The sequence below is a fragment of the Variovorax sp. OV700 genome (assembly GCF_900099805.1).
Classification (GTDB): Bacteria; Pseudomonadota; Gammaproteobacteria; order Burkholderiales; family Burkholderiaceae_C; genus Variovorax.
The window spans coordinates 1-21,647 of the sequence record NZ_FNDR01000010.1 but is presented as its reverse complement, the minus strand read 5'-3'; the positions used below and the strand labels follow the sequence as shown (position 1 = coordinate 21,647).

Sequence of the window (21,647 nt, the reverse complement as noted above, 5' to 3'; positions counted from 1 at the left end):
ATGCGAATACTCCAGGTCAGCGCCGAACTTTTCCCCCTGCTCAAGACCGGCGGCCTTGCCGACGTGGCGGGCGCATTGCCGCTCGCCCTGATGGCGGCCGACCAGGACGCGCGGGTGCTTCTGCCGGGCTTCCCGGCCATCCTGGCGGGCCTGCGCGAGCCGGCGCCGGTGGCCGAGTTTGATGCGCCCTGGGGCGAGCGCTTCGTGCTGCGCGCGGGCCGCATCGTCATCGACGGCAACCCGCCGATCCCCGCCTACGTGATCGACGCGCCTGCGCTGTACGATCGGCCCGGCAATCCCTACGAAGACACCACGCGCCAGCCCTATGGCGACAACCACCGGCGCTTCGCGCTGCTGGGCTGGGCGGCGGCGCAGCTGGCACAGGGGCTCGATCCATCGTGGCGGCCCGAGGTCGTGCATGCGCACGACTGGCATGCGGGCCTCGCGCCGGCCTACCTGCACTTTGCGCGCGAGGCCGGTGCGCCCCACGTCGGCAGCGTGTTCACCGTGCACAACCTGGCCTACCAGGGCATTTCCGCGCCTTGGAACTTCGTCGACCTCGGCCTGCCCGCGCCGGCCTTCCACATGGACGGGCTCGAATACCACGGCCAGCTGTCGTTCATGAAGGGCGGCCTCTACTATGCAGACCGCCTGACCACCGTGAGCCCGACCTACGCGCGCGAGATCCAGACGCCCGAGCAGGGTTTCGGCCTCGACGGCCTGCTGCGCCTGCGCGGCGACGCGCTGACGGGCATCCTCAACGCGGTTGACGACCAGGTCTGGAATCCGTCCACCGATGCGGCGCTGGTGCAGGGCTTCCACACGCCCGAAGGCCGCCACATGGCCGGCAAGGCGCGCTGCAAGGCGGTGCTGCAGCACCAGCTGGGCCTGGCCGAACGCGCCGATGCACCGCTCTTCATCCTCGTGAGTCGGCTCACCGAACAGAAGGGCCTGCACCTGGTGCTCAGCGGCCTCGACGCGCTGATCGCCCAAGGCGGCCAGCTGGCCTTGCTGGGCAGCGGCGACACCCAGCTGGAGCATGCTTTCCGCAAGCGCGCGGCGGAGGCGCCGCAGTCAATCAGCGTCACCATCGGCTACAACGAAAAGCTGGCGCACCAGCTCTTCGGCGGCGGGGACGTGACGCTGGTGCCATCGCTCTTCGAACCCTGCGGCCTCACGCAGATGTATGGCCTGAAATACGGCTGCCTGCCGCTGGTGCGCCGCGTCGGCGGCCTGGCCGATACGGTGGTCGACTGCACGCTCGAAGACATCGCCAGCGGCGACGCCACCGGCTTCGTATTCGACCGCTTCGACGACGCTGACTACGGCCGTGCGCTGCGTCGTGCCTTCGCGCTTTACCAGCACGCGCCAGACTGGCGCCGCGTGCGCGGCACTGCCATGCGGCGCCGGGCCGATTGGGCCACCGCGGCGGCCCAGTACATCGAGGTCTACCGGCAGGCGCTCGAGCCAGCCGGCACCTGATCTGCACCACGGCGCCACAACCCCTGAACCCCACAACCTTTCATCGAAGCCCATGACCATCAAAGACTTCGCCTACGACCATCCCGACCGCGACGTGGCCGCGTTCAAGCGCGCAGTCGCCAACAAGCTCATCTATGCCGTCGGCAAGGACCCCGTCGCCGCCAGCCAGGATGACTGGCTGCACGCCACGGCGCTCGCGGTGCGCGACCAGCTGGTCGAGCGCTGGATGGCGACCACGCGCGCCAACTATGCGCAGGACCTGAAGCGCGTCTATTACCTCTCGATGGAGTTCCTGATCGGGCGCACCTTTACCAATGCGCTGCTGGCGGTCGACCTCTACGACACCGTGCGCGAGGCGCTGGCCGACTTCGGCGTCGACGTGGCGGCGCTGGCTGAGCGCGAACCCGACGCGGCGCTCGGCAACGGCGGCCTCGGTCGGCTCGCGGCTTGCTTTCTCGACTCCATGGCCACGCTGGGCGTGCCGGGCATGGGCTACGGCATCCGCTACGAGTACGGCATGTTCCGCCAGCGCATCGTCGACGGCCAGCAGGTCGAGACGCCCGACTACTGGCTCACGCGCGGCAACCCCTGGGAATTCCAGCGGCCCGAGGTGAACTACCGCGTGCGCTTCGGCGGCCACGTGCAAAAGCGCGAGGGAAAGAACGCACCCTACGGCGCGGCCGACTGGGTCGACACGCACGACGTGCTGGCCGTGGCCTACGACACCATCATTCCCGGCTACGGCACGCAGGCCACCAACACCTTGCGACTCTGGTCGGCGCGCGCCACCGAGGAAATCGACCTCTCGGCCTTCAACCGCGGCAACTACATGGCGGCGGTGGAGAGCAAGAACCACTCCGAGAACGTCTCGCGCGTGCTCTACCCGGACGACTCCACGCCCTCGGGCCGCGAGCTGCGGCTGCACCAGGAGTATTTTTTCTGCAGCGCGAGCATGCAAGACCTGCTGCGCCGTTACCTCCGCAACCACAAGACCTTCGACCAGCTGGCCGAGAAGGTCAGCATCCACCTGAACGACACGCACCCGGTGCTCGCGGTGCCCGAGCTCATGCGCCTCCTGCTCGACGAGCACGGCCTGGCATGGGACGTGGCGTGGGCCCACACGCAGAAAGTGTTCAGCTACACCAACCACACGCTGATGCACGAGGCGCTGGAAACCTGGCCGGTCGAGATGCTCGGCCGCATCCTGCCGCGGCACCTGCAGATCATCTACGACATGAACGCGAAGTTCCTCGCGGCCGTGACGCAGAAGGCGGGCAACGACGTCGAGCTGCTGCGCCGGTTGTCGCTGGTGGACGAAGCGGGCGAACGCCGCGTGCGCATGGCCTACGTGGCGGTGCTTGCAAGCCATTCGATCAACGGCGTGTCGGGCCTGCATTCGGAGCTCATGAAGCAATCGATCTTTGCCGACTTCGCGAAGATCTTTCCCGAGCGCTTCAACAACAAGACCAACGGCGTCACGCCGCGGCGCTGGCTCGCGCAGGCCAACCCGCCGCTCGCCGGCCTGCTCGACCAGCGCCTGGGCAAGGGGTGGCGGCGCGATCTTTCGCAGCTCGAGGCGCTGCGGCCGATGGCGGCGCAGCCCGCCTTCGCGCGCGCCTTTCGCCATGCCAAGCGCGAGAACAAGCTGCGGCTGGCCAACTGGGTGGAGCAGCACATGGACATCGTGCTGGACACCGACGCGATGTTCGACGTGCAGGTGAAGCGTATCCACGAGTACAAGCGGCAGCTGCTCAACGTGCTGCACGTGATCACGCGCTACCACCGCATCCTCGATGCGCAGGCGGCGGGCGGGCACGTCGACATCGTGCCGCGCGTGGTGGTGTTCGCGGGCAAGGCCGCCTCGGCCTACCAGATGGCGAAGCTCGTGATCCGGCTGATCAACGACGTGGCGAAAACCATCAACAACGACACGCGCGTGGGCAAGCTGCTGAAGGTGGTGTTCCTGCCCAACTACAGCGTGAGTCTGGCCGAGGTGATCATGCCAGCGGCCGACCTGTCGGAGCAGATCTCGACGGCCGGCACCGAGGCCTCGGGCACCGGCAACATGAAGTTCGCGCTCAATGGCGCGCTCACCATCGGCACGCTCGACGGCGCCAACGTGGAAATGCGCGACAACGTGGGCGCCGAGAACATCTTCATCTTCGGCAACACCACGCCCGAAGTGGCCGACATCCGCGCGCACGGCTACCAGCCGCGCGACATCTACGAAGAGAACGCCGAACTCAAGCGCGTGCTCGATGCGATCCGCGACGGCGCGTTTTCCTCCGGCGAGCCATCCCGCTACCAGGGCATCTACGACGCGCTGGTGAACTGGGGCGACCACTACCTGCTGCTGGCCGACTACGCGAGCTATGTCGCGAAGCAGGCCGAAGTCGATGCGCTCTACCGCGATGCGGATGCATGGACGCACATGGCGATACTGAACGTGGCGGGCATGGGCGCGTTTTCGTCGGACCGCACCATTGCACAGTACGCACACGAGATCTGGCGCACGAAGCCGGTGGTGCTAGGCTGACTCGATCCTTCGGTATTTCTCCCTCCCCCGCTGGGGGAGGGCCGGGGTGGGGGCACGACGGCGCTCAATGAACCGCTGCCGTGAATCGGAAGCCACTGTGCCCCCATCCCAACCTTCCCCCAAAGGGGGAAGGAGCAAAGCCACTCAGCGCGGTTTTGCCGACGCGGCCTCGGCCTCGGTCACGAACCCGATCCGGCTCAAGCCCGCCTTGTTGGCAATGCCCATCAGCGCCACCACCTTGCCGTAGGGCACGGTCTGGTCGGCGCGCAGCTGCACTTCGGTGTCCTTGCTGTCGGCCGCGGCTTTCTGGAGGCGGGTGGCCAGCTCTTCGTCGCTGACCGCCTGGTCGTTGAAGAAGATCTTGCCCGAGGCATCGACCGATACGCTCACGAACTTGGGCGTGTCGTTGGGCTGGCCGGCGTCGGTCTGCGGCAGGTCGAGCTTGATCGAGCTGGCCATGAGTGGCGCGGTGATGATGAAGATCACAAGCAGCACCAGCATCACGTCGACCAGCGGCGTGACGTTGATGTCGGACAGCGGCCGCTGCCCGCCGGCTCCCGTCGCGCGCCCTCCACCGGCGGCACTGCTGCCTAGCGAGGTGCGACCGAAGGCCATGGCTGCTGTGCTCCGCCGGGGCTAAGCCGAGACCGGCATGGGCCGCGCGGGCGGAGGTGCGGCGGGTGCCGGCGCGCTGCCGAAGCTGCCGAGCAGGTCGTGCGCAAAGCCCTCGAGCTCGGCTTCGATGCGGCCGATGACGCGGCCGAACACGTTGTAGGCCAGCACGGCCGGGATGGCCACCGCCAGGCCGAAGGCCGTCATCACCAAGGCTTCGCCCACGGGGCCGGCCACCTTGTCGATGGTGAAGCCGCCGGTCTGCCCGGCAATGCCCGAGAGCGCGCCGTAAATGCCCCACACGGTGCCGAGCAGCCCCACGAAAGGAGCCGTGGCGCCGACCGTGGCCAGCAGGATCTGGCCGGACTGCAGGCGCCGCAGCGCGCCATGCAGAGCACCGCGCAGGGCCCGCGTGAGCCGCTGGTTGCGGTCGCCAGTGGTGGCGCCGAGCGTTGCACCGCCTGCATCCGCCGTGGCCGCGTTCTTGATGGCGCTGACTGCCGGCCCCACCAGCGTGGCGCTGTCGAAGGCCTTGAGCCGCTGCTCCGCATCGGTGAGCGTGGCCGATTGCCAGAACGCGGCAATGCTGCGCAGCACGTCGCGCGTGCCGCCGCGCAGCAGCCAGGCCTTCCAGAGAATCACCACCCAGCTGGAGATCGACATGGCCAGCAAGAGCGCAGCGACCGATCGGCTGACGCCGTCGCCCTGGGTCAGCAGTTCGAGGACGCTCATCGGTTGCGGCCGCCGCCGGGCCGCCCCAAGGCGAGCCGCGCCTCACCCACGGGGGGTGGCGAAACACACGAAGTGGTAAGCCGGGGGGCCGTCATTTCAGCGCAGGCCGAGCACGTCGAACATGTCGAACAGGCCGGCCTTCTGGCCCGTCAAAAAGCGCACCGCACGCAGCGCGCCCTCGGCGTAGGTGACACGGCTGGCCGACTTGTGGGTGATTTCGATGCGCTCGCCGGTGCCCGCGAACAGCACGGTGTGGTCGCCCACGATGTCGCCGCCGCGGATGGCCGAGAAGCCGATGGAGGAAGGGTCGCGCGCGCCGGTGATGCCTTCGCGTGCGTAGACGGCGCATTCTTTCAGGTCGCGGCCCAGCGCCTCGGCGATGACCTCGCCCATCTTGAGCGCGGTGCCCGAGGGCGCATCGACCTTGTGGCGGTGGTGCGCCTCGATGATCTCGATGTCGTAGCCGGTCGACAGCGCCTTGGCGGCCATTTCGAGCAGCTTGAAGGTGACGTTGACGCCCACGCTCATGTTGGGCGCCATCATGATCGCGATGTCCTTCGCGATTTCGGCGATCTCGGCCTTCTGCTCGTCGCTGAAGCCCGTGGTGCCGATGACCGCCTGCACGCCCAGTTCGCGGCAGATGGCGAGGTGCGCGAGCGTGCCTTCGGGACGGGTGAAATCGATGAGCACCTGCGCGTCCTGCAGGCCGGTGCGCAGGTCGGACACGATGGAGACGCCGCTGGTGAAGCCGAGGAACGCAGCCGCATCGGCGCCGATGGCGTTGCTGCCCGCCACGTCGAGCGCGCCGGCCAGGCGGCAATCGGGCGCCTCGCGCACCGCCTCGATCAGCATGTGGCCCATGCGGCCCGACGCTCCCGCGATTGCGATGCGCCTGAGGGCAGGCGTGGAAGACTCGGAAATGGAAGAAGAAGAGGAGGAAGAAGTGGTTTCAGTCACGCGGATTCAGCCTTCGAAATGGGGCATGGAGACCGGTACGCGCCCGCCCGACTCGACGGGTGAGCCCGCCCTCGCTCGTTCGCTGTCTGGCGCGTGCTCAGCGCGCCGCTTCGAGCGGGGGGTATGCGGCCGGCAGCGGCGGCAGGTTGGTGGCCGTCGTGGTGGCGTCGGCTTTCTTGGCGTCTTCCTTGGGCGTAAATTTCTTGAGCTCGTCTTCCGACGCCTCGAGCGGCGGAACCTTGCCGCTCTTCTTGCGGGTGTCGAGCGTGGCGACGAATTCTTCTTCGCTGGGCATCGAGTCGCCTTCGTAGCGGTCGAGCAGCTCGCCCTTGAAGAAGACGGTCAGGCGGCGTTCCTGTGGATCGACGCCCTGGCGCTTGATCGTGAAGACGTAGTCCCAGCGATCCTTGTGGAAGACGTCGGTCAAGAGCGAAGTGCCGAGGATTTCACGCACCTGCTGGCGGGACATGCCGGGCTTGAGGGCCTCGACCTGTTCCTTGGACACGAAATTTCCCTGGACCACTTCGACCTTGTAGGGCGTGATGGCCGACAGCGCACCACGCGTGCGATCGCTGAAGCCGCTGCAGGCGCCGAGGCAGAACGTCGCGGCGACGGCCGCAGCCAGCAGCCAGGGACGGCGTTGGAGAATGGCAGGCATGGGAGAAATGGGGGGTAGCGATATGATCGACCATTGTAGCGGCTGGCCCTTTGGGGCCCACCCGCAGCCCAGGGCGCAGGAACCATCATGGCCAACATCGACGAACTCAAGAATACCGGCCTCAAGGCCACTTTGCCGCGCCTGAAGATCCTCGAGATCTTCCAGACCGGCAGCCAGCGCCACATGACGGCCGAAGACGTGTTTCGCGTGCTTTTGAACGAGCACTCCGACATCGGCCTGGCCACGGTCTACCGCGTGCTGACCCAGTTCGAGCAGGCCGGCATCCTGGAGCGCAGCCATTTCGAAAGCGGCAAGGCGGTGTACGAGCTCAACGAGGGCACGCACCACGATCACCTGATCTGCACTTCGTGCGGCAAGGTCGAGGAGTTCTACGACGCGGAAATCGAACGCCGCCAGCAGATGATTTCAAAGGACAAGGGCTGGATCCTGCAGGACCATGCCATGTCGCTGTATGGCCTCTGCGGCGATTGCGCCAGCAAACGTTAGCGGCCCGCCTTGGGGCGGCGGCCCGGCAGCGCCCCTCAGTCCCCGTCGCGGCCGTTTTCCATGGCCTTGTGGTGGCGCGCCACGAAATCGGCATAGGTGTCGATGCCGCGCAGCTGCAGGATGGAATTGCGCACCGCGGCTTCCACCAGCACGGCGATGTTGCGGCCGGCCACCACCTGGATGATGACCTTGCGCACCGGGATGCCCAGCACGTCCTGCGTGAGCGGCGCCGAGGGCATGCGCTCGTAGTCGCGCTCGAAGCTGTCGCGCCGCACCAGGTGCACGATGAGCTTGAGCCGCATCTTTCGGCGCACCGCCGTCTCGCCGAAGATGGCGCGGATGTCGAGCAGGCCGATGCCGCGCACTTCCAGCAGGTTGAGCAGCAGGTCGGGGCAGCGCCCCTCGATGGTGTTCTGGTTGATCCGGTACAGGTCGACCGCGTCGTCGGCCACCAGGCCGTTGCCGCGCGAGATCAGCTCCAGCCCGAGCTCGCTTTTGCCGAGCCCCGATTCGCCCGTGATCATGACCCCCATGCCCAGGATGTCCATGAACACCCCGTGCATCGAGGTGCGTTCCGCGAAATGCTTGGACAGGTAGGCCCGCAGCAGGTCGATCACGAAGGCCGACGATTCGCGCGTGGCAAACAGCGGCAGCTGGGCGCGCTCGCAAATCGATAGCAGCTCGTCCGGCGCGGCCTGACCGTCGGCGAGCACCAGCATCGGCGGTTCGAGGGTGACGATGCGGGCGATGCGACGCGCGCAGTCTTCCTGGCTGCCGCGCGTCAGGTAGGTCACCTCGCGGGCACCGAGGATCTGAACGCGATAGGGATGGATGTAATTGAGGTAACCGACCAGATCGGCAGCCGACTGGGCACGGCTGATGACCTCAGGGTCGAATTGGCGTTCGGAAGCACCCAGGCCGGCGAGCCATTCCCAGCGGAGCGATCCGCGGAATTCCTCGAACATGGCGTCGGCACTGATGACGGTCGGCTTCATGCGTAGGGGAGTCGGCGCTCAGCGCCCAGTTTTGGAGCAGCCCAGAATACCGCGAAGCGGCTCTGCCGGGGCGACAACCACCTCTACGCGACCTGCGTCGATTGCCAGTTGGCAATGAGTCCGTGCAGCGCAGCCGCATCGGTGCTCGACTTGATCTGCTCGCGCAGGCCGGCGTCGCTCAGCAATTCGGCAATTTCGGAGAGGATTTCGAGGTGTTTCTGCGTGGCCGCCTCGGGCACCAGCAGGAAGATCAGCAGCCCGACGGGCTGCTCGTCCGGCGCATCGAACCCGATGGGGTTGGCGAGCTGGAAGACCGCGGCCATCGGTGCCTTCAGGCCCTTGATGCGGCCATGCGGAATGGCAACGCCGTGCCCGAGACCGGTGGAGCCGAGGCGCTCGCGCGCAAACAGGCTGTCGGTGATCAGGGCGCGGCCGAGGCCATGAAGGCTTTCGAACAGCAAGCCTGCTTCTTCGAAAGCACGCTTCTTGCTGGTAGCGTCAACGCTCACAAGCACTTGAGCGGGCGGCAGGATGGACGCGAGGCGATTCATGGTGGGGGAAGTCGGGGGCGATTATGCACCCGCTTGGTAAAAACCCCAATCCTGTTACTTACTTTTAGGCTACATGTTGCCCGGAGGCCTCGCGGCCCCGGGGTGCAAGAACAAAAACCGCGCAACAAAAAGCCGCCCAAAGGCGGCTTGTCGCAGGGGCCGCGAAGCCCTTGCCCGTGGCTATCTACATCACGCGCTTGGGTGCCGCGTGATGGTGGTCCTGCAGGCGGTCCTTGTGGCGCACCACCTGGCGGTCGAGCTTGTCGACCAGTTCATCGACCGCAGCGTAGAGATCAGCGTGGCTCGACTCCGCGAACATGTCATTGCCCTTGACGTGAATGTTGCATTCCGCCCGTTGGCGGCGTTCCTTTTCCTTCTGCTTTTCCACCGTGAGGAGCACCTTCACATCGACCACCTGGTCGAAGTGCCGTGTGATCCGATCCAGCTTGCTCGTGACGTAAGTCCGCAAAGCAGGTGTGACGTCGAGGTGATGACCGCTGATCGTCAAATTCATGAATGACCTCCTGAGAATTGACGGTTGGGAAAATGACCCCGCTCCGGAATGAAGCGTGGCCGGCGAAATGAGATGTGGGTCGGGGGGAGAAGAGAAAAGAGGGGAGAGAAAGAGGCAAGGTCGATTCACTATGCCCAAGCTGTCACGGTATTGCAATAGTCGGGCTTTCCACTGGAGCATGCGCAGGCGGCCCCGGCGCCACTTCGCTACAGCTTCCATAGCTGCCGGCGCACGCCGGCCCGCCGCTGCGGCGCTTTGGCAGCAAGTGTTTCAGTGCGTCACCAGCGGTGACCCTGCCAGGCGGAGGGCCTGCGGTTTCAGCTCCAGGCGGCGCGCATGCGGTTGCGCAGATCGATCACGGCGGCAGGTGGCGGCACGGCGGGTGGACGCGCGGGCGGCGCGGGCCATGTCTGCTGTTCGAAGCCCGCAAGATCTGCCTCGGTGATGAAGCGCGTGCGGTTGGCGTACAGATGCCGGTCGCCTCGCACGGCCTGCTGCGTCACGTAGAAGCGCTGCGGCACCAGCAGGTGCAGATGGTCGCGTGCGCGGGTCATCGCCACGTAGAGCAGCCGCCGTTCCTCTTCGAGTTCATGCGCGCCCTGCGCCACGTCGGCCGGCAGGCAGCCGTCGACCACGTTGAGCACATGCACGGAGTTCCATTCCTGCCCTTTCGCCGAGTGGATGGTGGAAAGGATGAGGTAGTCCTCGTCGAGCGAGGGCGGGCCCGGACGGTCGCTGGTGGCTTCGGGCGGATCGAGCGTGAGTTCGGTCAGGAAGCGCTCGCGCGAGGCATAGCCCGACGCCAGCCGCGCCAGCTGCTCGACGTCGCCGCGCCGCACGCCGGAAGGGTCGTCATAAAGCCGCTCGAGGTGCGGCAAGTACCAGCGCACGGCCAGCTCCACGTCGGCCGGCCACGCCAGCGCAGGCGCGCACAGCGCGGCGTAGGCCTCGGCGAACATCGCCCATTCGGCGCGCGCGGCCGAGGGCGGTACGAAATCCCGCACCGCCGCCACTGGATCGGCCGCCTGGTCCATGGCGTCGAGCAGCCGCGTGCCCGTGGCAGGGCCGATGCCCGGGATGAGCTGAGTGACGCGAAAACCCGCCATGCGGCCACGCGGGTTTTCGGCGAAGCGCAGCACCGCGAGCAGGTCCTTCACATGCGAGGCCTCGAGAAACTTGAGCCCCCCGTATTTCACGAACGGGATGTTGCGGCGGGCCAGCTCGAGTTCGAGCGGCGCACTGTGCGTGGAAGCACGAAACAGCACCGCCTGCGACTTGAGCGCCAGCCCGCCCTCGCGGTGCGCCAGCACCTTGTCGGCCACCCAGACCGCCTGCTGCGCCTCGTCGGGCACCAGCACCAGCTGCGGCCTGCCCGCCGAGGGCTTGTCGGTCCAGAGGGTCTTGGCATGCCGCTCGGCGGCCTGTGCGATGACCCGGTTCGACACGTCGAGGATCGGCTGCGTGGAGCGGTAGTTGCGCTCCAGCGTGACCACCCGCGCGGCCTGCGAGAACTGCAACGGAAAGTCGAGGATGTTACGTATCGTTGCGCCGCGAAACGAGTAAATCGACTGCGCGTCGTCGCCCACCACTGTCACGCCGCGGCCATCGGGCTTGAGCGCGAGAAGAATCGAGGCCTGGAGCAGGTTGGTGTCCTGGTATTCGTCGACCAGCACGTGGTCGAAACGCGCGCCGACCAGTTCGGCGAGCGCCGGCTCGGCCACCATGCCGGCCCAATAGAGCAGCAGGTCGTCGTAGTCGAGCACGTTCTGCTGCTGCTTGGCCTCCACGTAGGCGCCGAACAGGCGCTTGAGCTCGGCCTCCCACTCGGCGCACCACGGAAAAGCTTCTGCGAGCACATCGGCCAGCGGCGCGCGCGTGTTGACGCAGCGCGAGTAGATCGACAGGCAGGTGCCCTTGCGCGGAAAGCGGTTCACGCTGGACGACAGGCCGAGCTCATGCCGCACAAGGCCCATCAGGTCCTCGGCATCGCCGCGGTCGTGGATCGTGAAGTTGTCGTTCAGGCCGATGTGCGCCGCGTACTCGCGCAGCAGGCGCGCCCCGATGCCGTGGAAGGTGCCGGCCCACGGCAGCGCGGGCGGCTTTTCTGACTTGAGCCCGAGGACGCGCGCCAGCACCTGGCCCGCGCGGCGCTCCATTTCAAGCGCCGCGCGACGCGAGAAGGTCAGGAGCAGCAGGCGCTGCGGGTCGACGCCGCCGGCAATCAGGTGCGCCACCCGGTGTGCCAGCGTGCTGGTCTTGCCGGAGCCCGCACCGGCAATCACCAGCAGCGGGCGCTCGTCCCGCCCGACCACCGTACCGACGCCATGCTCGACCGCGGCGCGCTGCTCGTCGTTGAGCGCGGAAAGCGCCGCGGCCAGGCGCTCGGCCTGGGTGGCGCCGACGGCGGAAAAAACGGGGAGCGCAGCGGTCTGCATGACCGCAACTTTACTGTATGTCCATCCAGATCGGCAGGCTCCCGTCACATGGCCGATGACATAATCGCGCCTCGCTGCAACTGGAGACCGCACCTTGGAAACCGCCCCGTCTCGGCAGCTTTCAACTCCCCTCTGACGCTTGGCGCCGGGCCCGGGAATTGAAAGCGCCCCTTCCCTCGCCCCATCGCCTCAGCCATTTCACGGGAGTGAGCCCATGCTCAACATCTTTACGCTCGCCAACGGCCGCCTCGTCCAGGAAGAGATCGAAGCGCTGGAAGAGCTTTCCAAGTTCCAGCCGATCTGGGTCGACCTCGAATCGCCCACCCTCGAAGAAAAGCGCTGGATCAAGCAGTACTACGGCCTCTCGATTCCCGAAGACGCGATGGACGAGGACATCGAGGAGTCGGCCCGCTTCTATGAAGAAGACAACGGCGAGTTGCACATCCGCTCCGACTTCTTGATCGACGACGACGAAGACCCGCGTTCGGTGCGTGTGGCCTTCATCCTGAACCAGCACAACACCGAACTGCGCAGCCGCGGCGTGCTGTTCTCGATCCACGACGAAGATGTGCCCGTGTTCCGCCTGCTGCGCATGCGCGCGCGCCGCGCGCCGGGGCTCATCGAGGATGCGAAGGAAGTGCTGCTCAAGCTGTTCGACGCCGACGCCGAATACTCGGCCGACACGCTCGAGAACATCTACGACGAGCTCGAAGTGGCCGGCAAGAAGGTGCTCGAAGGCAACGTCAGCGACGAGCTGGCCGGCGAAGTGCTGGCGGCGATCGCGCGCCAGGAAGACTTGAACGGCCGCATTCGCCGCAACGTGATGGACACGCGCCGCGCGGTGAGCTTCATGATGCGCAGCCGCATGCTCAATGCCGAGCAGTTCGAGGAGGCGCGGCAGATCCTGCGCGACATCGAATCGCTGGACAACCACACGGCCTTCCTGTTCGACAAGATCAACTTCCTGATGGATGCGACCGTTGGTTTCATCAACATCAACCAGAACAAGACCATCAAGATCTTCTCGGTGGCCAGCGTGGCGCTGCTGCCACCCACGCTGATCGCGAGCATCTACGGCATGAACTTCAAGCTCATGCCCGAGCTCGACTGGTCGCTGGGCTATCCGTATGCGCTGGCGCTGATGGCAGCGAGCGCGCTGGTGCCGATGTGGTACTTCCGCCGGCGCGGCTGGCTCAAGTAGCCGCTGGCGTTCCAGGCGAAGAAGGCAGCGTGCCCAGCCACGCATCGACCAAAGCCAGGCTGTAGCGGCTCGCCACCTCGGCGACGAAGCGCGCGAAGTCGCCATGCGCGGCATCGTCGGCACAGTCCGAAATCGTCCGCATCGCCGCGAACGGCACGCTGTAGTCGTGGCACACCTGCGCCATGGCAGCGCCTTCCATTTCGACCGCGAGCGCGTCGGGCAGTTCGCGCCGCAGTGCCTCGCTCTCTGCGGTAGTCGACACGAAACGGTCGCCGCTCACCAGCAGCCCGCGGTGCACCTTCGGTGCTCGAATGCCGAACTCGTCGACGGCCTGCTGCCCGATCAGTGCGACCGGATCGCGCAGCACATGGGTGGCAACGCCCGAGAGCGCATCAGCAATCGCGGCATCGGCCGCAAAGCGCGCAATGCCCACGAGCGGCACCTCGTACTTCGGAAAGATCGGCGAAGCATCGAGGTCGTGCTGCAGCAGTTCCGACGCGACCACCACGTCGCCCACGTTCACACCCGGCGCGAGCCCGCCGGCAACGCCCGTGAACACGACGGCCCGCACGCCGAATCGCTCGAGCAGTACCGTGGCCGTGACCGCAGCGGCCACCTTGCCGATGCGCGACAGCACCGCGACCACCGGCTGGCCGTGCAGATGGCCGACCCAGAAGTCGCGGCCCGCGACGCGCACGCGCTGCTCGTCCGGCATCTGCGCGAGGAGCGCGCTGAGCTCCTCGTGCATTGCGGCAACGATGGCGACCGGTGCTTCACTCATCGGCTACTTGATGTCGACGCCATAGAAGGTATGGCGGCCGAAGGGACTGAGCTTGAAGTCGACGACTTCCTTGCGCACCGGCTTCAGCTGCACCGCATGCGCAATGGTGAACCACGGCGCCTGTTCCTTGAAGATGACTTGCGCCTTCTTGTAGAGCGCATCGCGGTCGGCCTGCTTGGTCGCGCTCTTGGCCTTCAGCACGAGGTCTTCGTACGGCTGGTAGCAGAACTTGGAGATGTTGCTGCCGCTCGCCGATTTGGCCGAGGCGCAGCCCAGCAGCGTGTAGAGGAAATTGTCCGGGTCGCCGTTGTCGCCAGTCCAGCCCAGCATGCCCATCTGGTGCTCGCCGGCCTGCAAGCGCTTGCGGTATTCACCCCATTCAAAGCTCTTGATCTCGGCCTTGACGTTGATCTTGGCAAGATCGGCCTGTATCAGCTCGGCGATGCGCTTGGCGTTCGGGTTGTAGGGCCGCTGCACCGGCATGGCCCACAGGTCGGTCGAGAAGCCATCGGGAAAGCCAGCTTGCGCCAGCAGCTTCTTCGCGGCCTCGGGATCGTAAGGATCGTCCTTGACCCCGTCGTTGTAGGACCACAGGGTGGGCGGGATCGGGTTCTTCGCGGCCACGCCCGTCGACAGGTACACGCCGTCGATGATCGCCTTCTTGTTGATCGCCATGTTGATGGCCTTACGCACGCGCACGTCGTCGAATGGCTTCTTGGTGGTGTTGTACGAGAGGTAGCCCACGTTGAGGCCGGGCTGCTCAAGCACCTGCACGTTCGGGTCCTTGCGGATCGCATCGAGGTCGGCCGGGTTCGGGTAGGGCATGACGTGGCATTCGCCCTTCTGCAGCTTGGCCCAGCGCACCGAGGCATCGGGCGTGATCGCGAACACGAGGTCGTCGATCTTCGCCTTGCCGCCCCAGTACTGCGGAAAGGCCTTGAAGCGGATGACCGCATCCTTCTGATACTGCACGAGGTAGAACGGTCCGGTGCCGATCGGGTCCTGGTCGACCTTCTCCGGCGTGCCGGCCTTCAGCATCGCGATGGCGTACTCCTTCGACTGGATGCCGGCGTATTGCATCGCGAGGTTGGCCAGGAACGGCGCCTCGGCCTGGTTGAGCACGATCTTCACCGTGAACTCATCGACGCGGTCGACCGACTTCAATAGCTTGGGCATGCCCATGTCGTTGAAGTAGGAGTGGTTCTGGCTCGTGACCTTGAAGAAGGGGTCGCTTTCCTTCCACTGCCGCTCGAGCATGAAGATGAAGTCGTCGGCGTTGAAGTCGCGCGTGGGCTTGAAGGTCTTGCTGGTGCTGTGCCACTTGACGCCCTTGCGCAGGTGGAAGGTGTACTGCGTGCCGTCGGCCGAGATGTCCCATTTTTCCGCCAGGCCAGGCACGACCTTGGTACCGCCGCGCTCGAACTCGACGATGGTGTTGTAGACCTGCGTGGTCACGTCGAACGAGGTGCCGGTGGTGTTCACGCCCGGATAGAAGTTCTCGGGGCTGCCCTCCGAGCAATAGACCAGCGTCTTGGCGGACGCGGCGCCGCAGGCTAATGTGAGCACGGCGAGTGCCGTCGGCGCGAACAATGCAACGAGCTTTCGCGAGGGGAGCGAAACGGATGACTGGGTCTTCATGGCAACTCCTTGGGACACGGGTTGAAGTGAACTAGGGTTTCATCGCCAGGGGCGCGACGAATGGCGGAGACAACGGCATGTCGGCGCGCACCGGCGGCGTGCCATCGAGAAACTTCTCGGCGTAGTGGCACGCCACCAGCCGCTCGTCGAGCGCGCGCAGCAAGGGCCGCTCTTCGCGGCAGCGCTCCGTCACATGCGGGCAGCGCGTGCTGAAGACGCAGCCGGGCGGCGGATTCAGCGGCGACGGCAGCTCGCCCTTGAGCACGATGCGCTGGCTGCTGAGCCCAGGCGTGGACGCCAGCAGCGCCTGCGTGTATGGATGCAGCGGCCGCGCGAAGATGCGTGCCTTCGGACCCTGCTCCACCGCATGGCCGAGGTACATCACGAGCACGTCGTGCGCGATGTGCCGCACCACGCCCAGGTCGTGCGAAATGAAGAGGTACGCCAAGCCGAGTTCGGCCTGCAGGTCGGCCAGCAGGTTCAGTACCTGCGCCTGGATCGACACGTCGAGCGCCGACACCGGCTCGTCGGCCACCAGGAGGCGCGGCTCCAGCATGAGCGCGCGCGCAATGGCGATGCGCTGGCGCTGGCCGCCCGAGAACATGTGCGGATAGCGGTTCGCGTACTCCGGCCGCAGGCCCACGCGGGCCAGCATCTCGCGCGCCTTGCCTGCCCGCTCGGTCTTGCTCAGCGTGGTGTTGATCGCCAGCGGATCTTCGAGCACCGTGGAGATCTTCTTGCGCGGATTGAGCGAGCCATAGGGGTTCTGGAACACCAGCTGCACGGCCTGCCGCAGCTCTCGCCGGTGCTCCGAAGGCGGGTCGACCGCATCGTGGCCGACCAGCGTGAGCTGCCCGGCCGTCGGCTTCTCGATCAGCGCGACCATGCGCGCGAGCGTGGACTTGCCGCAGCCCGATTCGCCGACCACCGCCAGCGTGCGGCCGCGCTCGATGCGAAATGAAATATCGCCCACCGCTCGCAGCTGCGCGGGCGCGCGGAACATGCCGCGCCGCACGGCGTACGTGCGCTGCAGGTTTCGCGCATCGACCACGACATCGCCGGGCAATGCGCTCATTGGTGCACCCTTGGCGCTGCGCGCCTTCCCGCCAAGCGGGAGCGAGCTTGCTTGGGGCGGCCCGGCGCGGCGCTCATTGGGGCATCTCCGCAGCTCGCGGCCGGTCGGCCTCGATGGCGGCCAGCCGCCCCGGCTCGCCGAGCGGAAAATGGCAACGCACTTCGGCGCCCGGTTGCGACGCGGCCGCACGCAGCGCCGGCCGCACATTGCAGGCCTTCGTCGTCACGTAGTTGCAGCGCGGCGCGAAGAGGCAACCTGTGGGCCGGTCGTGCACGCCGGGCACCACGCCCGCGATGGTGGCAAGCCGCCCCTCGGGCGCCGCGCGCTCGGGCAGCGCGGCCAACAGGGCCTCCGTATAGGGATGTTGCGGATTCGCGAAGAGCCGGTCGACGCGCTGCTGCTCCATCACCTGGCCCGCATACATGACGGCAATGCGCTGCGCCATTTCGCTCACCACGCCCATGTTGTGCGTGATGAGCACCAGCGCCATGCCGCGCTCTTTCTGCAGTTCGCGCAGCAGGTCGAGGATCTGCGCCTGGATCGTCACGTCGAGCGCGGTGGTCGGCTCGTCGGCGATCAAGAGGCGCGGGTTGCAGGCAATGGCCATCGCGATCATCACGCGCTGGTTCATGCCGCCCGAAAGCTGGTGCGGGTAGCTGCCAAGGCGCGATGACGCGGCGGGTATGCCGACCTGTTCGAGCAGTTCGGTCGCGCGCTTCTTCGCGGTGCGCCGGTCCAGGTGCAGATGCAGCCGCAGCGTTTCCATCAGCTGGAAGCCGATGGTGAAGCAGGGGTTGAGGCTGGTGGTCGGCTCCTGGAAGATCATTGCGACCTCCTTGCCGACCAGCGTACGGCGGGCCTTGTCTGAAATGCCGAGCAGCTCCTTGCCTGCAAAGCGCATGTGGTCCGCGCGCACCCGCCCCGGAAAGCCGACGAGGCCCATCAGCGCCATCATGGTCACGCTCTTGCCCGAGCCCGATTCGCCGACGATGCCGAGGACCTCGCCCTCCTCGAGCGTGAGGCTCACGCCGTCAACGGCATGCAGCACGCCACCTTGCGTGGGGAACTCCACATGCAGGTCCTTGATGTCCAGCAGCATGCTCATCTCTTGAGCTTCGGGTCGAGCGCGTCGCGCAGGCCGTCACCCAGCAGGTTGAAGGCCAGCACGGCCGCGAGGATGGCGAGACCGGGGAAGGTGACGACCCACCAGGCGCGCAGCACGAACTCGCGCGCATCGGCCAGCATGGTTCCCCATTCGGGCGACGGCGGCTGCGCGCCGAGGCCCAGGAAACCGAGCGCGGCCGCGTCGAGAATGGCCGTGGAGATGCCGAGCGAGGCCTGCACGATGAGCGGCGCCGCGCAGTTGGGCAGCACCTCGCTGAACATCAGGCGCAGCGTGCCGGCGCCGCTCACGCGTGCCGCCGTGACGTAGTCGCGCGACACTTCGGCGATGACTGCCGCTCGGGTGATGCGCACATAGTGCGGCAGCACCACGATCGCCACCGCGAGCATGGCGTTGACCAGCCCCGGCCCGAGGATGGCCACGATCACGATGGCCAGCAGCAGGCTCGGCAGCGTGAGCACGATGTCCATCAGCCGCATGATCGCGATCTCGAGCACGCCGCGGAAGAACCCCGCAATGAGGCCGAGCACGATGCCTGTCACCACCGACAGCGCCACCACGGCAACGCCGATCGACAGCGAGAGCCGCGCGCCGTGCATGAGGCGCGAAAGAATGTCGCGCCCGATGGCGTCGGTGCCCAGCAGGTAGCTCATCGAGCCGCCCTGCTGCCAGGCCGGCGGCTGCAGGAAGACCGCGCTGTTGGTTTCGTTCGGCGCATGGGGCGCGATCCACGGCGCGAACAGCGCCACGAGCAGCAGCACCACGATGGTGGCGAGTCCGATGACCGCGCCGCGGTTGGCGGAGAAAGAGGTCCAGAACTCGCGCCAGGGTCCGGGCGGCACCTTGCTCGCGCCGGGCGAAGACATGATGTCGGTCGAGGCCATGTTCAGCGCCGGATCCTGGGGTTGATGACGCCGTAGGTCACATCGACCAGCAGGTTGACCAGCATCACGATGCCGCCCAGCAGCAGCATGCCGCCCTGAAGCACAGGGTAGTCGCGCCGGCCGATCGCCTCGATGAGCCACTTGCCGACGCCGGGCCAGGAGAAGATGGTTTCGGTGAGGATCGCGCCCGTGAAGAGCACGCCCACCTGCAGGCCGATCACCGTGACCACGGGGATCAACGCGTTGCGCAATGCATGCAGCGCCACCACGCGAAAGCGCGAGAGGCCCTTGGCGCGCGCGGTACGAATGTAGTCTTCGCTCAGGACCTCGAGCATGGCCGAGCGCGTCATGCGCGCGATGACCGCAAGCGGCACCGTGCCGAGCACGATGGCCGGAAGAATCAGGTGGTGCAGGGCTGACCAGAAGGCATCGGTGTCGCCAGCGCGCAGTGCGTCGATCAGCAGGAAGCCGGTCTCGGGCTCGACGAAATATTGCACCGCAATGCGGCCCGACACGGGCGTCCAGCCCAGCTGCACCGAGAAGAACAGGATCACCAGCAGCCCCCACCAGAAGATTGGCATCGAATAGCCGGTGAGCGAGGTGGCCATCACGCCATGATCGAAGATCGAGTTGCGCCGCACCGCCGCGAGAATGCCCGCCGGAAGCCCCAGCAGCAGCGCAAAGACAATCGCGCACACGCCGAGCTCGACGGTGGCGGGAAACAGCGCCAGAAACTCGTTCGCGACCGATTCCTGCGTGATGATCGACTTGCCCAGATCGCCATGCAGCACGCGGCCGATGTAGATGCCGTATTGCACGATCACCGGCTTGTCGAAGCCATAGGCCGTGCGCAGTTGAGCGTGACGCGCGGGGTCGATCCCGCGCTCGCCGGCCATGGTCTCGATGGGATCACCCGGCACCAGCCGGATGAGAAAGAAGGCGAGCAGCGTCATGCCGATGAAGGTCGGCACCAGCAAGCTCACCCGCGTAAGTAGGAAGCGAAACATCGATCCGCAATATGCAAGATCGATGCCGCGGCCCTACCCGGGCCGAACCCTTACTTTCTGGCTTCCCGCAGTTCGCGCCGCAGGATCTTGCCGACCGGTGTCTTCGGCAGCTCGGTGCGAAACTCGACGGTTCGGGGCTGCTTGTAACCCGTTAGGTTCGCTCTGCAGTATTCGCGCACCTGCGCTTCGGTCAGGGACTCGTCCTTCTTGACGAGCACGAGCTTGACGGCTTCGCCCGTCTTGTCGTCGCTCACGCCCACGGCCGCGCATTCGAGCACGCCCGGAATCTGCGCCACCACGTCTTCGATCTCGTTCGGGTACACGTTGAAGCCCGAGACCAGGATCATGTCCTTCTTGCGGTCGACCACCTTGAAGTAGCCGCGCTCGTCGACCACGCCGATGTCGCCGCTCTTGAAGTAGCCGTCGGGTGTCATGACCTTGGCGGTTTCGTCGGGGCGCTGCCAGTAGCCGGCCATCACCTGCGGACCCTTGATCGCGATTTCGCCAGGCTGGCCCAGCGGCACTTCACGGCCGTCGTCGTCGAGCAGCTTGAGCCAGGTGCTCGGTAGCGGCAGACCGATGGTGCCGGTGTAGGCCTTGCTGTCGGTCGGGTTGCAGGTGGCCGAGGGCGAGGTTTCGGAAAGGCCGTAGCCCTCGCAGATCGGGCAGCCGGTTTTCTCGAGCCAGAGCTTGGCAACCGCGGCCTGCACGGCCATGCCGCCGCCGACCGACACCTTGAGGTTCTTCCAGTTGACGGTATTGAAATCAGGATGGTTCGCCAACCCGTTGAACAGCGTGTTGACCGCGGGAAAGCTGTGGATCGTGTGCTTTGAGAGTTCCTTGAGCACGCCCGCCAGGTCGCGTGGATTCGGGATCAGGATCAGCTTGCCGCCCGTGCGCATGTTCAGCATCATGCCGACCGTGAACGCGAAGATGTGATACAGCGGCAGCGCGCAGACGCTCGTCGGCTGTTCGTCGGCCGGCACCTTCGCCATGACGGGCTCGTTCCAGGCTTCGGACTGCAGCACGTTGGCGATCACGTTGCGATGCAGCAGCACCGCGCCCTTCGACACGCCGGTGGTGCCGCCGGTGTACTGCAGCACGGCCACGTCGTCAGGGCCGATGACCGGCAGCTGGAGCGTACGGCTCTTGCCCTGATCGACTGCATCATTGAAGCGCACCGCGCCTGGCAGGCTGAAGTGGGGCACCAGCTTCTTGACGTTGCGCACCACGTAGTTGACGAGCGCGCCTTTCAGGAACCCGAGCCGGTCGCCCATGGTCGCGAGCACGATGTGCTTGATGGGCGTGGCCGCGATGCACTGCTGCAGCGTGGTGCCGAAGTTCTCCATGATGACGATGGCCTTCGCGCCCGAGTCCTTGAGCTGGTGCTCCAGCTCGCGCGGCGTGTACAGCGGGTTCACGTTCACCAGGATCAGGCCGGCCCGCAGGATGGCCGCGACCGCGATCGGGTACTGCGGACAGTTGGGCATCATCACGGCCACGCGATCGCCCTTGGCCAGGCCCAGCCCTTGCAGGTACGCCGCGAAGGCCTTGCTCAGCTTGTCGGTTTCCCTGTAGCTCACGTCCTTGCCCATGAAGCTGTAGGCCGTGCGGTCGGCGTACTTGGTAAAGCTCTCTTCCATGAGTGCCACCAGCGACGGGTATTGCGAAGGATCGATATCGGCAGGCACGCCTTGCGGGTAGCTGCCGAGCCAGGGACGATCGGTCATGGATGTGTCTCCTCCAAATCGAGTTATCTGAAAACGAAAACGGCGCACTTGATGGCGCCGCGATGATCTGGCCCGCACTGAGCGGGCGCGGACCCTCTGCCTATTCGATGGCCTTGCCCATATCTTCCACTACTTTCTTCGCATCCCCAAAGACCATCATGGTCTTGTCCATGTAGAACAGCTCGTTGTCCAGGCCCGCATAGCCCGCGGCCATGGAGCGCTTGTTCAC

General features: G+C 66.2%; 20 protein-coding genes. 4 read left to right on the top strand and 16 right to left on the bottom strand.

Annotated features, from left to right (window positions below; genetic code table 11):
• The gene (gene glgA / locus BLR24_RS21690; protein ID WP_093020706.1) at positions 1 to 1,482 is read left to right on the top strand and encodes a glycogen synthase GlgA; all 1,482 of its coding nucleotides are present in this window, start codon (positions 1 to 3) and stop codon (positions 1,480 to 1,482) included.
• Between the two features lie 52 nt (positions 1,483 to 1,534).
• Positions 1,535 to 4,018 (top strand): glycogen/starch/alpha-glucan phosphorylase, encoded by a 2,484-nt coding sequence (locus tag BLR24_RS21685; RefSeq protein WP_093020704.1) that lies wholly within the window; start codon positions 1,535 to 1,537, stop codon positions 4,016 to 4,018.
• A gap of 144 nt (positions 4,019 to 4,162) precedes the next feature.
• Here BLR24_RS21685 and BLR24_RS21680 read toward each other — a convergent pair whose 3' ends face one another.
• The 4 genes from BLR24_RS21680 to BLR24_RS21665 form a co-directional block, all read right to left on the bottom strand.
• Positions 4,163 to 4,633: an ExbD/TolR family protein gene (locus tag BLR24_RS21680; protein ID WP_093020702.1), complete on the bottom strand. Its 471-nt coding sequence runs from the start codon at positions 4,631 to 4,633 to the stop codon at positions 4,163 to 4,165.
• Between the two features lie 21 nt (positions 4,634 to 4,654).
• The gene (locus BLR24_RS21675; protein WP_093020700.1) at positions 4,655 to 5,362 is read right to left on the bottom strand and encodes a MotA/TolQ/ExbB proton channel family protein; all 708 of its coding nucleotides are present in this window, start codon (positions 5,360 to 5,362) and stop codon (positions 4,655 to 4,657) included.
• A gap of 96 nt (positions 5,363 to 5,458) precedes the next feature.
• Positions 5,459 to 6,283 (bottom strand): 4-hydroxy-tetrahydrodipicolinate reductase, encoded by an 825-nt coding sequence (gene dapB / locus BLR24_RS21670; protein ID WP_302848517.1) that lies wholly within the window; start codon positions 6,281 to 6,283, stop codon positions 5,459 to 5,461.
• A gap of 133 nt (positions 6,284 to 6,416) precedes the next feature.
• Positions 6,417 to 6,977 carry an outer membrane protein assembly factor BamE gene (locus BLR24_RS21665; RefSeq protein ID WP_093020696.1) on the bottom strand — a complete coding sequence of 187 codons (561 nt, stop codon included), beginning with the start codon at positions 6,975 to 6,977 and terminating at the stop codon, positions 6,417 to 6,419.
• Between the two features lie 87 nt (positions 6,978 to 7,064).
• Between BLR24_RS21665 and fur the strand changes: the two genes are divergently transcribed.
• Positions 7,065 to 7,484: a ferric iron uptake transcriptional regulator gene (gene fur / locus BLR24_RS21660; protein WP_055800769.1), complete on the top strand. Its 420-nt coding sequence runs from the start codon at positions 7,065 to 7,067 to the stop codon at positions 7,482 to 7,484.
• Between the two features lie 35 nt (positions 7,485 to 7,519).
• On the opposite strand, the gene hprK is transcribed toward fur, so the two are convergent.
• The 4 genes from hprK to BLR24_RS21640 all read right to left on the bottom strand — a co-directional run bounded on the left by hprK (position 7,520) and on the right by BLR24_RS21640 (position 11,979).
• Positions 7,520 to 8,479 carry an HPr(Ser) kinase/phosphatase gene (gene hprK, locus BLR24_RS21655; RefSeq protein ID WP_093020694.1) on the bottom strand — a complete coding sequence of 320 codons (960 nt, stop codon included), beginning with the start codon at positions 8,477 to 8,479 and terminating at the stop codon, positions 7,520 to 7,522.
• A gap of 83 nt (positions 8,480 to 8,562) precedes the next feature.
• The gene (locus BLR24_RS21650; RefSeq protein WP_055800763.1) at positions 8,563 to 9,030 is read right to left on the bottom strand and encodes a PTS sugar transporter subunit IIA; all 468 of its coding nucleotides are present in this window, start codon (positions 9,028 to 9,030) and stop codon (positions 8,563 to 8,565) included.
• A 184-nt stretch (positions 9,031 to 9,214) separates the two neighbouring features.
• Entirely contained in the window at positions 9,215 to 9,544 is a 330-nt protein-coding gene (gene raiA / locus BLR24_RS21645; RefSeq protein ID WP_012745566.1) for a ribosome hibernation-promoting factor, HPF/YfiA family, read from the bottom strand.
• Between the two features lie 317 nt (positions 9,545 to 9,861).
• Positions 9,862 to 11,979, bottom strand: a complete 2,118-nt coding sequence (locus tag BLR24_RS21640) for an ATP-dependent helicase (RefSeq protein WP_093020692.1) — start codon at positions 11,977 to 11,979, stop codon at positions 9,862 to 9,864.
• Positions 11,980 to 12,193: 214 nt separating this feature from the next.
• Here BLR24_RS21640 and corA point away from each other — a divergent pair, with 214 nt between their 5' ends.
• The gene (gene corA, locus BLR24_RS21635; protein ID WP_021005171.1) at positions 12,194 to 13,180 is read left to right on the top strand and encodes a magnesium/cobalt transporter CorA; all 987 of its coding nucleotides are present in this window, start codon (positions 12,194 to 12,196) and stop codon (positions 13,178 to 13,180) included.
• Here the strand turns inward: corA and BLR24_RS21630 are convergent.
• The 8 genes from BLR24_RS21630 to BLR24_RS21595 form a co-directional block, all read right to left on the bottom strand.
• Positions 13,173 to 13,961 carry a 5'-methylthioadenosine/adenosylhomocysteine nucleosidase gene (locus BLR24_RS21630; protein WP_093020691.1) on the bottom strand — a complete coding sequence of 263 codons (789 nt, stop codon included), beginning with the start codon at positions 13,959 to 13,961 and terminating at the stop codon, positions 13,173 to 13,175. The genes corA and BLR24_RS21630 overlap by 8 nt on opposite strands.
• Before the next feature lie 3 nt (positions 13,962 to 13,964).
• Positions 13,965 to 15,599: an ABC transporter substrate-binding protein gene (locus BLR24_RS21625; RefSeq protein WP_093020679.1), complete on the bottom strand. Its 1,635-nt coding sequence runs from the start codon at positions 15,597 to 15,599 to the stop codon at positions 13,965 to 13,967.
• Positions 15,600 to 15,630: 31 nt separating this feature from the next.
• Complete coding sequence (locus BLR24_RS21620) at positions 15,631 to 16,674, bottom strand: peptide ABC transporter ATP-binding protein (protein WP_093020667.1); 1,044 nt, start codon at positions 16,672 to 16,674, stop codon at positions 15,631 to 15,633.
• Positions 16,675 to 16,747: 73 nt separating this feature from the next.
• Positions 16,748 to 17,779, bottom strand: a complete 1,032-nt coding sequence (locus BLR24_RS21615; protein WP_093020665.1) for an ABC transporter ATP-binding protein — start codon at positions 17,777 to 17,779, stop codon at positions 16,748 to 16,750.
• Entirely contained in the window at positions 17,776 to 18,681 is a 906-nt protein-coding gene (locus BLR24_RS21610) for an ABC transporter permease subunit (protein WP_093020663.1), read from the bottom strand. Before BLR24_RS21610 ends, BLR24_RS21615 begins: the two co-directional genes overlap by 4 nt.
• A gap of 2 nt (positions 18,682 to 18,683) precedes the next feature.
• The gene (locus BLR24_RS21605) at positions 18,684 to 19,688 is read right to left on the bottom strand and encodes an ABC transporter permease subunit (RefSeq protein ID WP_093020661.1); all 1,005 of its coding nucleotides are present in this window, start codon (positions 19,686 to 19,688) and stop codon (positions 18,684 to 18,686) included.
• 50 nt (positions 19,689 to 19,738) lie between these two features.
• Positions 19,739 to 21,418 (bottom strand): long-chain-fatty-acid--CoA ligase, encoded by a 1,680-nt coding sequence (locus BLR24_RS21600; RefSeq protein WP_093020659.1) that lies wholly within the window; start codon positions 21,416 to 21,418, stop codon positions 19,739 to 19,741.
• Between the two features lie 100 nt (positions 21,419 to 21,518).
• A partial coding sequence (locus BLR24_RS21595; RefSeq protein ID WP_139188785.1) for an NAD(P)(+) transhydrogenase (Re/Si-specific) subunit beta occupies positions 21,519 to 21,647 on the bottom strand: 129 nt, incomplete at its 5' end.